The sequence below is a fragment of the Actinoallomurus rhizosphaericola genome (assembly GCF_024055675.1).
In the GTDB taxonomy this organism is placed as follows: Bacteria; Actinomycetota; Actinomycetes; order Streptosporangiales; family Streptosporangiaceae; genus Actinoallomurus; species Actinoallomurus soli.
The window spans coordinates 1-13,857 of the sequence record NZ_JAMXMW010000003.1; the positions used below are offsets into that span (position 1 = coordinate 1).

The 13,857-nt window shown below is 71.2% G+C and carries 13 protein-coding genes; 4 read left to right on the plus strand and 9 right to left on the minus strand.

The features are described from left to right. Positions 1-487 precede the first annotated feature (487 nt). Positions 488-919 carry a nuclear transport factor 2 family protein gene (locus NE234_RS07705; protein WP_252778181.1) on the plus strand — a complete coding sequence of 144 codons (432 nt, stop codon included), beginning with the start codon at positions 488-490 and terminating at the stop codon, positions 917-919. Between the two features lie 17 nt (positions 920-936). Here NE234_RS07705 and NE234_RS07710 read toward each other — a convergent pair whose 3' ends face one another. Both NE234_RS07710 and NE234_RS07715 read right to left on the minus strand, forming a co-directional pair. After that, positions 937-1,512 carry a Uma2 family endonuclease gene (locus NE234_RS07710; RefSeq protein ID WP_252778182.1) on the minus strand — a complete coding sequence of 192 codons (576 nt, stop codon included), beginning with the start codon at positions 1,510-1,512 and terminating at the stop codon, positions 937-939. A 130-nt stretch (positions 1,513-1,642) separates the two neighbouring features. Continuing rightward, complete coding sequence (locus NE234_RS07715; protein ID WP_252778183.1) at positions 1,643-2,269, minus strand: TetR/AcrR family transcriptional regulator; 627 nt, start codon at positions 2,267-2,269, stop codon at positions 1,643-1,645. Positions 2,270-2,366: 97 nt separating this feature from the next. Between NE234_RS07715 and NE234_RS07720 the strand changes: the two genes are divergently transcribed. Beyond that, the gene (locus NE234_RS07720; RefSeq protein WP_308206860.1) at positions 2,367-3,818 is read left to right on the plus strand and encodes a flavin-containing monooxygenase; all 1,452 of its coding nucleotides are present in this window, start codon (positions 2,367-2,369) and stop codon (positions 3,816-3,818) included. A gap of 64 nt (positions 3,819-3,882) precedes the next feature. On the opposite strand, the gene NE234_RS07725 is transcribed toward NE234_RS07720, so the two are convergent. Continuing rightward, complete coding sequence (locus tag NE234_RS07725) at positions 3,883-5,169, minus strand: alkaline phosphatase family protein (protein ID WP_252778184.1); 1,287 nt, start codon at positions 5,167-5,169, stop codon at positions 3,883-3,885. 304 nt (positions 5,170-5,473) lie between these two features. Here NE234_RS07725 and NE234_RS07730 point away from each other — a divergent pair, with 304 nt between their 5' ends. After that, positions 5,474-7,165 (plus strand): cholesterol oxidase substrate-binding domain-containing protein, encoded by a 1,692-nt coding sequence (locus NE234_RS07730; protein ID WP_252778185.1) that lies wholly within the window; start codon positions 5,474-5,476, stop codon positions 7,163-7,165. Positions 7,166-7,218: 53 nt separating this feature from the next. Here NE234_RS07730 and NE234_RS07735 read toward each other — a convergent pair whose 3' ends face one another. The 5 genes from NE234_RS07735 to NE234_RS07755 form a co-directional block, all read right to left on the minus strand. Then, positions 7,219-7,878 (minus strand): HAD family hydrolase, encoded by a 660-nt coding sequence (locus tag NE234_RS07735; RefSeq protein ID WP_252778186.1) that lies wholly within the window; start codon positions 7,876-7,878, stop codon positions 7,219-7,221. 21 nt (positions 7,879-7,899) lie between these two features. Next, a complete protein-coding gene (locus tag NE234_RS07740; protein WP_252778187.1) occupies positions 7,900-8,988 on the minus strand; it encodes a baeRF2 domain-containing protein in 1,089 nt (362 codons plus the stop codon). 182 nt (positions 8,989-9,170) lie between these two features. Continuing rightward, entirely contained in the window at positions 9,171-9,680 is a 510-nt protein-coding gene (locus tag NE234_RS07745; protein ID WP_252778188.1) for a DUF1360 domain-containing protein, read from the minus strand. 98 nt (positions 9,681-9,778) lie between these two features. Beyond that, positions 9,779-11,137 (minus strand): vWA domain-containing protein, encoded by a 1,359-nt coding sequence (locus tag NE234_RS07750; RefSeq protein WP_406566976.1) that lies wholly within the window; start codon positions 11,135-11,137, stop codon positions 9,779-9,781. 12 nt (positions 11,138-11,149) lie between these two features. Beyond that, the gene (locus NE234_RS07755; RefSeq protein WP_252778190.1) at positions 11,150-12,019 is read right to left on the minus strand and encodes an AAA family ATPase; all 870 of its coding nucleotides are present in this window, start codon (positions 12,017-12,019) and stop codon (positions 11,150-11,152) included. Between the two features lie 138 nt (positions 12,020-12,157). Here NE234_RS07755 and NE234_RS07760 point away from each other — a divergent pair, with 138 nt between their 5' ends. Further along, a complete protein-coding gene (locus tag NE234_RS07760) occupies positions 12,158-13,030 on the plus strand; it encodes a patatin-like phospholipase family protein (protein ID WP_252778191.1) in 873 nt (290 codons plus the stop codon). Between the two features lie 117 nt (positions 13,031-13,147). On the opposite strand, the gene NE234_RS07765 is transcribed toward NE234_RS07760, so the two are convergent. Further along, positions 13,148-13,801 (minus strand): hypothetical protein, encoded by a 654-nt coding sequence (locus tag NE234_RS07765; RefSeq protein ID WP_252778192.1) that lies wholly within the window; start codon positions 13,799-13,801, stop codon positions 13,148-13,150. Positions 13,802-13,857: the final 56 nt, after the last annotated feature.

Sequence of the window (13,857 nt, forward strand, 5' to 3'; positions counted from 1 at the left end):
TGGTTCCGCCGCCTGCGCATCCGCTGGGAGATCCGCGACGACATCCACGAGGCGTTCATGACCCTGGCCGCAGCCATCATCTGCTGGCGACGCCTCGTCCGCTGATCATTCTGTTAGAAGCTCTAAGTGCGCCTGCCAGGGCAGCGCCGCCATCTCCCCGACGACGGCGCCCTCCCCCGCGCCCGCCGGCCGCGCCTCGTCCCCAACCTGCCGCGCCCGTTCGTCTCCGACCCGTGCGTCTCCGGCGTGCCCGTCGCCGACACCCCCGTCGCGGGGCCGCTCGTTCCCGCCCCGCTCCGCACCTGCCCGGTCGTCCCCGTCCCGTTCGCTCCCCGCCCGTCCGTTCCCGGTCCGCGTGGTCGAACCGCGTCGCATCGCGCCTCCCCCAGTGGCAGCCGACCGCAGTGTCCCTCCGTTCGCGAGTGATCACCGCTCGTAGCACCGTTCGGGTATTGATCGTCCGTTTGGCGAGACGGATGATCCGGAGATGGACGTTCAGGAGATCTCCGACCGGCTCGCGCTCGGTGAGCTGCTCGCCCGCTATGTCCGGGCCGTCGACGGCGGCGACTGGGCGCTCCTCGACTCCGTCTTCACCGCCGACGCGATCATCGACTTCTCGGCGTCCGGTGGCGTGCGGGGCGACCGTGAGGCGGTCAAGCGCTGGCTCGCCGAGGTGCTGGCGGCCTGGCCGGGCCGGCAGCATCTGATCGGGGCGGTGACGATGACGGTCGATGGCGAGGAGGCGCAGCTCAGCGCGTCGTTCGCCGACACGCTCGCCCCGTCACGGTCGACGGTCGCCGCGACGGAGCCCGGATTCGTCCGCGGCGGCGGCTGGTATCACCACCGGCTCGTCCGTACGCCCGACGGCTGGCGCAGCCGCGAACTCGTCCAGGAGCAGTGCTGGCGCACGATCGGCTGATCGCTCGCCGGAGCCGGTCACTCCGCGAGCGCGGCGGTGTCGATGGTGAGCTTCCAAGGCTCCGGCAGATCGAGCGGGCGACCGAGAGCGACGTCCGTCTCCTGCTCGTAGCCGTCGGGCCCCGGCTGGGACAGGAGCCGGACCTTCCGCGTGAAGACGTCGACCACCAGGCAGAGCGGCACACCACCTGCCGCGTACTGACGCGGTTTCACGTCATGGTCGTCGGTCACGCTGCTCGCCGAGACCACCTCGACAACGAGGAGCACCTGGTCGCCGTGGACATGATCCTTCGCCCACATCTTCGGCTCGGCCGGTACCACGGTCAGATCCGGCCGGTAGCGATCCCGCTGCGGCCCGAGGAAGAGCGTGATGTCATTCCAGATTTGCCATCCTTGGCCCTGTACTACGGCGAGAAGCTGCAGGAGCAGCTGATAAACGATGCGGTTGTGTTCTCCGGTCGGCACCGGATTCACCACGATCCGGCCGTTGACGAGCTCGACCCGATGCCGCGGCAGGGCGCCGCACATCTCGCGGAACACACTCTGAATGTCGTCGTTGCGAGCCACGGGCACCTCAAGGGCTTGAACGGCCATAGGTGCATCATTCCCTCCGAGGGGCGAGGACACAAGGTGACGGAGACGGGACCCACCGTAGTCGAAAATCCTGTCGAGTCAACTCAGCGTCATCAATCGACCACTCTCGGTTCAGAGGCGCGTCGAGGCTTCAGGCGACACCGCCTGACGAGTTGAGGGTCGCCAGGCCGGTCCAGGTGAGGTCCATGAGGTGGTCGGCGGCCTCCTCGGGGGTGACCTCCGGGTTGCGCGCCCGCCACAGGGCCATCCGCTCGCAGGCGCCGATGACACTCTCGGCGTAGGCCTCCAGGGCGCGGCGCGGCCGGTCCGGCAGGTGCGCGGCGAGCAGCCCGACCATCATCTCGCTCTGCTGACGGCGGATCCCCTCGATCTCCTCGGCCGCGCTGCGCACCAGCACCGGCTCCTGGAGGAGGACGAGCCAGGCGCGGTGGTGGGCCTCGCCGAACCGGAAGTAGGCGATGTAGCCGCGACGCAGCATCTCCTCGGGGGTTCCGCCCGCCTCGACCGCGCGCTCGGTGACCTCGCGCAGCTCTCCCCGCGCCCGCCGGATAACGCCGAGCAGGAGGCCCTCCTTCGACCCGAAGTACTCGTACAGCATCGGCTTGGACAGCCCGACGAGCTCGGCGATCTCCTCCATGGAGACGGCGCCGTAGCCGCGCTCGGCGAACACCTCCTCGGCGACGTCGAGCATCTGCCGCTCACGGTCGGCGCGGGACATCCGGGTGCGGCGCGGCTTCACGGAGTCGTTGCGGATCACCTGTGAACTCTATCTCACCACCTACCGGCGGTAACCTACCGCTGGTAAGTTACTAGTGGTAACTCCGCACGAAAGCGACGGCCGCCCGGGAGGCGCAGTGAAGATCGCGATCATCGGCTCCGGATTCGGCGGCCTCGGCATGGCCATCCAGCTGAAGCGGACGGGCTTCCACGACTTCGTCATCCTGGAGAAGTCCGACGACCTCGGCGGCACCTGGCGCGACAACCGGTACCCCGGGTGCGCGTGCGACGTGCCGTCGCACATGTACTCCTTCTCCTTCGAGCTGAACCCGGACTGGTCGCGGATGTTCGCCCCGCAGCCGGAGATCTGGGACTACCTGCGCCACTGCGTGGACAAGTACGACCTGGGCCCGCACCTGCGCTTCGGCTGCACCGTCGAGGCGATGGAGTGGGAGGAGACGGCCCGCCACTGGCGGGTCACCCTGGCGTCCGGCGAGGTGCTCACGCCCAAGGCCGTCGTCTCCGCGATCGGCGCCCTGCACGTGCCGTCCATTCCCGACATCCCCGGCGCCGAGCGGTTCCAGGGAACGGCCTTCCACTCGGCCCAGTGGGACTCCTCGGCCGACCTGTCCGGGAAGAGGGCCGCCGTCATCGGCACCGGAGCGTCGGCGATCCAGTTCATTCCGCGGGTCGCCGACGAGGCGGGCCGGCTGCACGTCTTCCAGCGCACGCCGCCGTGGGTCCAGGGGAAGCCGGACTTCCTGCTGTCCGAGCGGGTGCGGCGCGTCTTCCGGCACGTTCCGGGGGCGCAGCGCGCCTTCCGTGACGCGATCTACTGGGGTCTGGAGGCCCGCGCGGTCGGCTTCGCCCTGGACCCGCGGCTCATGGCGCCGATGGAACGGCGGGCCCGCCGCCACATCGAGCGGCAGATCGACGATCCGGAGCTGCGTGCGAAGGTCACCCCCGACTACACGATCGGGTGCAAGCGCATCCTGCTGTCCTCGGACTACTACCCGGCGCTGACCCGCCCGCACGTCGGCGTGGTCACGGAGCCGATCAAGGAGATCACCGAGACCGGACTGGTGACCGCGGACGACACCGCGTACGACGTGGACGTCATCATCTACGGCACCGGGTTCAAGGTCACCGAGGCGCTGTCCGAGCAGCACATCGTCGGACGGGACGGGCTGAAGATCCAGGAGGCCTGGGCCGACGGGATCGAGGCCCACCACGGCGTGACGGTGGCGGGCTTCCCGAACCTCTTCCTGCTCCTGGGGCCCAACACCGGGCTCGCCCACACCTCGGTGGTGTTCATGATCGAGTCGCAGGTGCAGCACGTGCTGAGCTGCCTGCGCATGCTCTCGCAGGAGAACGCCGAGACGATCGAGGTACGGCCCGAGGCCCAGCGGCGGTACAACGACCGTCTGCAGAAGAGGCTGCGCCGGGCGGTCTGGAACGAAGGCGGCTGCAAGAGCTGGTACCTCGACGAGCACGGCGTCAACCGCACGCTGTGGCCCGGTTTCACCTTCGAGTACTGGGCCCGTACGCGGCGCGCCCACCGGGAGGACTACGTCCTGACCCCCGCCTGAACGCCCCCGCCCTCGGTCCGGGCCGTCGGGGCGTCACACGCCGGCCCCGGCCGGGAACGGCCCGTCAGGGCGTGGCGAAGCGGCGGTGCCGGGCGAGTTCGGCGAGGTCCGGCCAGTCCTCGCCGGAATGGGCGTGATCGGGAAGGATGCAGCCGAAGGTCAGCGGACGCGGCACGTCGTACCTCGGAACCTTGAGCCGGGGCCGCTGCGTGAAGTCGAGGACCTCGGCCAGGTTGCGCGCCGCCGCGTCGCGTACGGTCAGCGGAGCCAGGCCGAACCGCCACTCGATCATCTTCAGGATCGACGTGTGGTCGTAGAGGTGGTGCGCCACGTGGCCGGGCCGGGCCCACGGTGAGATGACCACGCAGGGCACCCGGAAGCCGCGCAGGCCCGCGCCGAGGTCGGGGTTGGGGTCCGGGCCGGCGGGCGGCGCGACGTGGTCGAAGAACCCGCCCCACTCGTCGTACGTGACGACCAGCACCGTCCTGGACCAGTTCGGCCCGGAGACGACCGCGTCGTGCACCTTGCCCAGGAAGTGCTGGCCGAGACGGATGTCGGCGAGGGGGTGCTCGTCCTCGGACAGGCCGGGCACCGCCTCGCCGAGGAAGCCCGGCTCGACGAACGAGACTGCGGGGAGCGTCCCGGTCGCGGCCGCGGCGTAGAACTCCGCGATCGGGTGGCTGATCCCGAGGTAGCGCGTGCCCCAGAGCGCGGTGTACGGCACGTCGCTGTAGTAGTAGCGGCCCTTGACGCCCTTCGCGGCCAGGCTGTCCCAGATCGTCGGCATGGTGGCGAGCTTGTCCACCGACGTCGTGCGCCGGTCGGTCTGCGCCGCGTGCAGGAAGAACCGGTTGGGGAACGTCGGGGCCATCATGGCGGCGAAGTAGCGGTCGCAGACCGTCCAGTCCCGCGCCGCCCGGCCGTAGAACCCCAGGTCGGCGGCCTCGAAGTAGCCGATGGAGAGCAGGTCGTTGTCGCCCGCGCGCAGCCAGCCGTCGCAGGCGCCCGCGTTGAACTCGACCCGGCCGCCCTCGTAGGAGTGGTCGGGGTCGTTGAACCCGCAGCCGTGCGGCACGGTCAGGTGGTGCGTCTCGCGCGGGACGCCGTCGCGGTCGGTGTACGTCAGCCCGGCCTGCCGGCCGTCCGCGCCCGGGAGCCAGCCGAGATAGTGGTCGAAGGAGCGGTTCTCCATCATCACGACGACGATGTGGTCGATGCCCGATCGCTGCGGCGCGGGCAGGCGTGCGGCCGCCTCCGCCCGGCCCTCCGTGAGGGCCTCGCCCGCGACGACGCCCGCCGCCACCGCCCCGGCCGTCCCGGCGATGAACCCGCGTCGGCTGACCTCGCCCACCGTCGCCTCCCAGGGTGATGATCGGATGCCGAGCCGAGTATGACGGCTGCGCCCGGCGAGGAGCGGCCGATCCCAAGGCCGGTTCCGGACATGGCACGCCGGGACACGCGCTACCAAGCAAGTGCTTGACCAAATGCTCGGGCCGCCGTATAACCGGCGCAAGCGTCGACGCTCACGCGCTCTGACGGCTCGGTCCCCTCCACGGCCGAGCCACCCGGCGGGACGCTCAGGCCGGCACCCGCCGTCTTCTCGCTGCATTCCGGCGGTCCGCCGTCCCGGACCGCCGCTCCCCCCGGGAGCGCCCATGGACTCCTCCTTCCACCTGTCCCGCCGTGGCCTGCTCGCGGCCGCGGGCGCGGCCGCCCTCACCGCCTGGATCCCCGCCTTCCGCGTGCCCGCCCGGGCCGACGCGCCCGGCTTCCCCCTGCCGCTGTACCGGCAGGCCTACCAGAACTGGTCCGAAGAGATCACCATCGAGAACGCCCTGACCTGCGCGCCGACCACCCCGGCCGACGTCGTGGCCGCCGCGAACTGGGCCCAGCAGAACGGCTACCGCCTCCGGCCGAAGGGAATGGGGCACAACTGGTCGCCGATCCTCCTGCCGAACGGCGCCGACACCGGCAAGGTCATCCTCGTCGACACGACGCAGCACCTGACGGCGGTCGGCATCGACTCCTCCACCGTCACCGCCCAGACCGGCGTCACGATGGACGCCCTGCTCGCCGCGCTCGAGACGGCCGGTCTGGGGTTCGCGGCCATCCCGGCGCCGGGGGACATCACCCTGGGCGGCGCGCTGGCGATCAACGCGCACGGATCGGCGATCCCCGCCCAGGGTGAGAGCCGGCTCCCCGGAACCGGCTACGGCTCGCTGAGCAACCTGATCCGGTCCCTGACCGCGGTCGTCTGGAGCGGGAACGCGTTCACGCTGAAGACGTTCACCCGGACCGATCCCGCGATGAAGGCGTTCCTGACCCACCTGGGCCGGGCGTTCGTCACCGAGGTGACCCTCGAGGTCGGCGTCAACCAGCGCCTGCGCTGCCAGAGCCGGTACGACATCCAGGTCACCGACGTCTTCGCCGCACCGTCCGCCGCGGGGTCGAACTCGTTCGCGAGCCTGCTGAACGCCTGCGGGCGGATCGAGGTGATCTGGTTCCCGTTCACAACCGTCCCGTGGATCAAGCTCTGGACGGTCAGCCCGTCCAGGCCCCTGCTGTCGAAGCAGGTCACCGCCCCGTACAACTACACCTTCGCGAACTTCATCGACCAGCAGCAGTCCGACTACATCGAGCAGATCGTCGCCGGTGACGTGTCGGTCACCCCGGCGTTCGAGAACCTCGAGATGTCGATCGTCGGCTCCGGGCTCATCACCACCGGCACGTGGGACGTCTGGGGCTGGTCGAAGAACACCCTGCTGTACGTCCAGCCGACCACGCTGCGGATCGTCGAGGCCGGGTACGCCGTCCTCACCGCGCGGGCGAACATCCAGCGCGTCGTCAGCGAGTTCTACACCCGGTACGTCTCCCGGATCAACGCCTACCGGGCCCAGGGCCGCTATCCGATGAACGGCCCGGTCGAGATCCGGGTGACCGGCCTGGACCAGCCGTCCGAGACCGGAGTCGGCGGCGCGGTCACGCCACAGCTCTCGTCGGTACGGCCGCGCCCCGACCACCCGGAGTGGGACGTCTGCGTCTGGCTCGACATGGGGACCATTCCGGGCACGCCGCAGTGCAACGCGTTCTACCGGGAGATGGAGCAGTGGATCTTCGCCAACTACACCGGTGCGTACGCGGCCGTACGCCCCGAGTGGTCCAAGGCGTGGGCGATCACGAACGACGCGGCATGGGCCGACACCACCGTGCTCACCTCGACCGTCCGCAGCGCCGTGAACGCGGGACAGGCCGCCGGCGACGGCTTCGACGCGGCGCGGACCACGCTGAACACGTATGACCCGTATCGCGTCTTCAGTAACACGTTCCTGGACGTGCTCCTGCCGTGAGCGGCTCCGATCCGGGGCGCCCGCCTCGTCGTCCGCGAGGCGGGCGCCCCGGGTCACTCGGCGATCGGGCTGCGGTCGAGCTCCGCGAGCAGGTGCGCCGGTCCGTCATAGACGGCGACGGCACCGGCCTCCCGAACCTCGTCCGCGCCGATGCCGCCGGTCAGCACGGCGATGCACGGCAGGCCGGCCTTCTGGCAGGCCCGTACGTCCCAGACGGTGTCGCCGACGAAGATCGCCCGGTCGGCCGGTACGCCGGCCCGTTCCAGGGCCACCTGGACGATGTCGGGAGCCGGTTTGCTCTCCTCGGCGTCGGCCGAGGACGTCGCGGCGGTGATGGCGTCGTCCGCGTCGAGCGCGGCGCGCAGCGCCTCCATCTCGTCGCCCTCCGCGGAACTGGCCAGGACGACCTTCAGGCCAAGCGCCGCACAGGCACGCAGCAGGTCCGCGGCTCCGTCGAAGGCGCGCAGCCGTTTCCAGAACAGGCGGTACAGGGTCTTGTGGGCCGCGCGGATCGCGTCGTCCTCATCGCGGTCGCGGTCGTCCGGCAGCAGCTGATCGAGCAGCTTGTCGGATCCCATGCCGATCGCCCGGTGGACGGCGGCCATGTCGACGCCGTGGCCGTACTGCCGGAACGCCTCCCACCACGTCACGGCGTGCAGGTAGTTGGTGTCGACGAGCGTGCCGTCGACATCGAAGATCACCGCTTCGGTCATCGGTCGTGACTCCCCGGCCGCTCAGTCCACATACCGCAGCAACGCCCCGACCCCTGCCTCCGCCCGGAACGACTCCGCCGGCAGCAGCCGCAGCTCCCCATCCGTGCTCGCCAGCGCCCGGATCAGCGCGGCGTCGGCGCGCTCCTCGACGGGGTCGGCGACGCCCAGTTCGCGCAGGAGCTCGGCCGAGGTGCCCACGTCGGTCGGGTGCGGGCCGACCCACAGCGTGGCCGGCGAGTCCGGCCGGTCCTCCAGGAACAGGGTCGCGACCTGGCCCTTGCGCAGCGCGTCCGTCACCCCGGCCAGGCCCTCGACCGCGCGCCCCTTCTTGGTGAGCTGCTCGTCGAACTGGTCGAGCAGCGCCGCACGCTGTTCCTCGCGCTTGTGCTCGACGGCCCGGGCGATCTCGTCCTCCAGGGACGGGCCGACGCCGCCGGCGTCGACCAGGCGCGCCAGCACCACCTCGGGCAGCTCACCCTCGACGGCCTTGCGGGCGCGGATGTCACCCGCCAGCACGACGAGGTCGGCCCCGCAGTCGTCGACGGCCACGGCGATCTCGTGGGCGACCTTCTTCGCGTTGATCCGCCAGACCTCCTCGGCGGCCCGCTGCTGCTTGTCCGTGCGGAAGCTGTCGCCGGCCTTGGTCTTGCGGACGGGGAAGTCCTCCTCCGGCTTGACGCCGATCACGCGGCGATGGCCGTCCCGGGACACGCAGGTGAGCTCGCCGCCGAGCCGGTCGACCGTGACGGCCACGTAGGCCATCGGCTCCCCGCGCTGGACGAGCAGCGGCTTGACGTGGGGAAGTCGCGAGTAGAGTGCCACTTCGACGGGCGGCGGCCCCTGCAGCACCTCATGGTGGACGACCTCGCCGTCCGCCGCGAACATCGCGAGGGTGCCGGACTCCCGCCGGCCGTTCTCCTCGTCGACGAGCCGCGCCATCGCCTCGATCATCGCGGGCGGGGCTCCCTGGTCGGCCAGTTCCCGCTGCCGGGCCTTGCGGCGCAGTTCGATGGCCTTCGGAGCGTCCTCCGTGATCCGCCTGATGTCCAGGTAGACGGAGGCGAACGGGCCCGAACTGTCGTACAGCGACTTGAGGAAGCTAAGGTCCATGCTGGCCGCCTACCCGCCGAGACTGTCCCAAACCCACGATTGGCACCGCCGAAGCGAACGGCTCTCCGGAACCCGCCGCAGCCGTCCGTGCACGCGCCGCACCCGGCCACGCGCCGGCTCCCGGCGCACCGCGGCCTCCGGGCACACCGCGGCCCACCACGCTTCCCGGCCCGCCGGCCGTCTCAGCCCTCCGCGGCCTTCTGGAGTCGCGCGTAGGCGAGCTGAAGCCAGTCGGCGCCCGCCACGGCCGTCATCGTCGCCCCGGCCAGCCGGGTCGCGTCCGGCGCGAAGGTCATCCCGACCGCGTAGGCGGTGCCGATCCACTGCGCCATGCAGAACGGGCACGTGATCAACTCACCGATCGCGTGCTTGACGCCCTTGCCCCGGACCTCCTCGGCGAGCTCGGCGGGGCCGGCGGTCCCCTTGTACCGGGTGAAGGGGGCCCGCAGCGGACTGGTCACCGAGTCCTTGGCGAGCGTGCGGGACGCCTTGTGGGTGGTGACGGCCATCAGCGCGACGTCCCACAATCCCAGGCGGGGGGCCCGGCGCCCGGTCAACCGGGCGACCAGCGCGGTGCCGCCGACGGCCATGCCGTAGACGGCGAGCGTCCCGGCGTAGGACCGCAGCGGCCGCTGCTCGCCCTGGCTGTACTCGCGTTCGTTCTCCTTGACGGTGTCGATCACCGAATTCACCGAAGCTCCCCTTACGTGCGGCGTTGCCTCGTCCGACAGGCGAAGGAGCTACCCGGAGAACCCGCCCCGAACCTCCTTCGCCCCCGAAGACCGGGAGGTCATGCCAGGGACTCGACGAAGTCCGCGAGCTGGGTGAGGTTGCGGCACTCGCGCATCGGCACCACCGCCCCGTACGCCGAGGCCGCCGAGTCACCGGTGTCCCAGTCCCGTACGGGCTCGGGGTTGAGCCAGTAGGCGTGCCGTGCCCGCCCCGCGAGCCGCTCGACCGTCTCCAGATTCAGCGATCCGTAGTTGCTCCGGGCGTCCCCGAGGATCAGCAGGGACGTCTTGGGCGTGACGGCGTCCGCGTACCGGTCCTCGAAGACGCCGAAGGCACGCCCGTAGTCGCTGTGCCCGCTGATCCAGACCAGCCGCGCCTCCCGGGTCATCCGGGTCATCGCCTCCACGACGTCGGCGCCCGGCGCGAAGAACCGCGTGATCTCGTCCAGGTCGTCGATGAACGCGAACGCCCGGACCCGGGCGAACTGCTCGCGCAGCGCGTACGTCAGCAGCAGCGTGAAGTGGGCGAACGAGGAGACCGAGTCACTGGCGTCACAGAGGACGACGAGCTCGGGCTTGTGCGGGCGCGGCGGCCGGTGGTGCGTGGTCAGCGGAACTCCGCCGGTCGACAGCGACGCGCGTACGGTCCTGCGGAAGTCCAGCCGCCCGCGCCTGCCGTGCCTGCGGCGGTGGGCGAGGCGGGCGGCGAGCCGCCGGGCCAGCGGATGGATCTCCCGCCGGATCGCGGCCAGGTCCGCGCGCGTCGCCCGGAGGAAGTCGACCTCGTCCAGCGGCCGCCGCACGGCGCCGCGGGCGGCCTTCTCGGCGCCGCCGTCCTCGGCGATCCGCCGCCGTACGTCCTCGGCGACGAACCTCTCGAAGCGCTCGATGCGGCGCGTGAACGTGCGGCGGGCGACCTTCTCGTCGAGGCCGCCGCGCTCGGTCAGCACGGCGGTCAGCAGCCCGGCCATCAGCGTCTCCGGGGACAGCGTCCGCAGCACCTGGTAGGAGAACCACCGGCTCTCGCCGGCTCCTCCGCCGGACCCGCGGCCGTACGCGCCGACGGCCTGGCGGGCGAAGGCGCGCAGGAGGTCGTCGTCGCCCTCCAGCAGGAGGCGGCTCAGCTCGTCACGGAGCCGCCGCACCTCCGGGTCGCCGTACGCCGGGCGCTCCCGTGCCTCCTCGGGACTGCCCGTCACCGGCGGGAACCACAGGTCGAACAGCGTGTCGAACGCCTCCCGGTGCGCCTGCCGCTTGACGAGCGTGGCCGCGTACGCCGCGCGGAGCGACTCGCGCTCGGCCAGGTCGATCGCGGCCAGGGCGTGAACGGCGTCCAGTCCCTCGGCGAGCGAGACGGGCAGGCCCGCCTCCCGCAGCGCCGCGACGAACCCGAGGTGGCGGTCCAGCAGGGCCATCAGGACCCCCGGATCTCATCGAGCCGCGGCATCGCCGGCGACGACCTCCTTGCGCGCGCGTTCCTGGTCGGAGTGGTGTTTCAGGACGACGCCGAGGGTCGCGGCGATCGCCTCCCCGTCGAGGCGGTCGAGGCCGAGCGCCAGCAGGGTACGCGCCCAGTCGACGGTCTCGGCGATGCTCGGGGGCTTCTTCAGCTCCAGCTCGCGCAGGACCGCGACGACCTGGGCGAGCCGGGCCGCCAGGGTCTCGTCGATGCCGGGCACCCGCGCCCGTACGATGTCGCGCTCGCGCTCCGGGGACGGGTAGTCCAGGTGCAGGTAGAGGCAACGCCGTTTGAGCGCCTCGGACAGCTCGCGGGTCGCGTTGGAGGTGAGCACGACGATCGGCCGGCGCGCCGCGGTGATCGTCCCCAGTTCGGGGATGGTCACCTGGAAGTCCGACAGCACCTCCAGGAGCAGTCCCTCGACCTCGACGTCCGCCTTGTCGATCTCGTCGATCAGCAGGACCGTCGGATCGGTGCGCCGGATGGCGGTCAGCAGCGGCCGCTCCAGCAGGAACTCCTCGCTGAAGATGTCGTCGTGCGTGGCGCTCCACGACTGGTCACCGGCCGCCTGGATGCGCAGGAGCTGCTTCTTGTAGTTCCACTCGTACAGGGCGCGCGCCTCGTCGAGGCCCTCGTAGCACTGGAGCCGTACGAGCCGGGCGTCGGTGATCGAGGCGACGGCCTTGGCCAGCTCCGTCTTGCCGACCCCGGCGGGGCCCTCGACCAGGAGCGGCTTGCCGAGCGCGGCGGCGAGGTAGACGGTCGTCGCGATCGCGTCGTCGGCCAGGTAGTCGACGGCCGCGAGACGCTCACGGACGTCGGCGGGCGAGCTGAGGGTCATCTGCGCTCCAGGGAACGAACCGAACCGCGTTCGAACCTACCCCACGCCGCAGGCCGGGCGAATTCCCCGCGCACACCGTGAGAACGATCACCACGCACGCGAAAGCGCCCCGCCGGGCCGGACCGCCAGGATGGGGACATGACCGTACGAAGCGCATTGGTCCTCGGGGGTGGCGGCGTCGCGGGGATCGCCTGGGAGACCGGGGTCCTCGTGGGGCTGGCGGACGCCGGCGCCGACGTACTCGGCGCCGATCTGATCGTCGGCACGTCGGCCGGATCGGCCGTCACCGCCCAGGTGAGCAGTGGCCTGCCGCTGGAGGAGCTGTTCCGGCGGCAGACCGACCCGGCGCTGCAGGCGCGTGAGATCCCCGCCGAGCTGGACCTGCCCGCCTATGCCACGACGATCGCGAAGGTCATGGCAGGGGCGGAGGACGCACTGGAGATGCGCCGCCGCATCGGCGCGTGGGCGCGAGAGGCCCGTACGGTCCCGGAGAAGGAGCGGCGGGAGGCCATCGCCTCACGTCTGCCGTCGTTCGGCTGGCCGGAACGCCCGATCGCCATCGTCGCCGTCGACGCGGAGACGGGCGAGCGGCGGATCTTCGACCCCGCGTCCGGCGTCGACCTGGTGGACGCGGTGGCGGCCAGTTGCGCCGTTCCCGGGATCTGGCCTCCGGCCTCCATCGACGGCCGCCCTTACGTCGACGGCGGTGCCTACTCCAACGAGAACGCCGACCTCGCCCTGGGATACGACCGCGTCCTGATCCTGTCCCCCATCCCCGCCGACGCCCCGGTCCCGCCCTGGGGCGGCCCGCTCGACGAGATCGTCGAACAGCTGCGCCGCCGGGGTTCCACCGTCACGGTCATCCACCCCGACGAGGCGTCCCTCGCCGCGATGGGCCCCAACCCCCTCGACCCATCGGTCCGGGAGGCCGCGGCACACGCGGGCCGCGCCCAGGGCCGCCGCGAGGCCGACGCCGTCCGTCACCTGATACCCGGCGCGTCGAAACCGTAGACCGTCGCCATGAACGGGCCCGGCGGGCGCCTTCTCCAGCGTGAGGAGGAACAGGGTCGCGGCGTTGGCGGTGGACGGCGGGCCATCGGTTGGCACCGTCGCCGATGTGCGCTCGTTCTACGCCGGGCCACCCGGATGGCGGGTCCAGGGTCCTCCGACGTAGGTTCGGCTTGCACGGTGGCCGGGCGCCAGATCCAGGACATCGACCAGCGTCGGATCCTCATCGACGGCGTGGTGGAGATGCCCGATCTTGCCGCTGCCGTCGTCGGCGTCCGTGGCGCCGATCAGCTGCCAGAGGCCGTCATCGGCGATGAGGAGGACGGGCTCACGACGTTCGAAGACCTCGATGGTCTGGATGCAGCGGGTGCCCAAAAGCCAGTGCCGCATCCACCACGCGCGCCGATCACGCTCCATGACATGGTCCGCGACCCACCACACGAACGGCAGATCCTCGTGGGCGCGCGCCTGGTCCGCCGTCAGGTCCGGTCCGCCCTGTGGAACCTGCTCGAACGGCTCGTCGACGAGCGAGAACGCGTGGCCGTCCTCGTGCTCGAACACAACAGCGTGGAACGTACCGCCACCGGGATTACCGACACCGATCCCGATCGACAGCCGAGCGACGTGCGGATCCGCACCCGTCGTCCAGCCGAACGCATACGAGGCCAGCTCACCCCGAGGACCGACGAACTCGCCGAACGCGCGGCGATCCACGCCGCTTGCCTCGGAAGTCGGACCCTCGACCAACCGCCCTTCCAGAACCCGAATATCCACGCGGCAAACCTAGCCGTACCCATCGGCGGATACGGCAGGATCACCAAACCGCCGGC

Bases quoted from the DNA above. Each gene is read 5' to 3' on its own strand.
- NE234_RS07740 (WP_252778187.1), bottom strand. From the start codon at position 8,988: ATGGACCTTAGCTTCCTCAAGTCGCTGTACGACAGTTCGGGCCCGTTC.
- NE234_RS07710 (WP_252778182.1), bottom strand. From the start codon at position 1,512: ATGGCCGTTCAAGCCCTTGAGGTGCCCGTGGCTCGCAACGACGACATT.
- NE234_RS07735 (WP_252778186.1), bottom strand. From the start codon at position 7,878: ATGACCGAAGCGGTGATCTTCGATGTCGACGGCACGCTCGTCGACACC.
- NE234_RS07730 (WP_252778185.1), top strand. From the start codon at position 5,474: ATGGACTCCTCCTTCCACCTGTCCCGCCGTGGCCTGCTCGCGGCCGCG.
- NE234_RS07705 (WP_252778181.1), top strand. From the start codon at position 488: ATGGACGTTCAGGAGATCTCCGACCGGCTCGCGCTCGGTGAGCTGCTC.
- NE234_RS07755 (WP_252778190.1), bottom strand. From the start codon at position 12,019: ATGACCCTCAGCTCGCCCGCCGACGTCCGTGAGCGTCTCGCGGCCGTC.
- NE234_RS07760 (WP_252778191.1), top strand. From the start codon at position 12,158: ATGACCGTACGAAGCGCATTGGTCCTCGGGGGTGGCGGCGTCGCGGGG.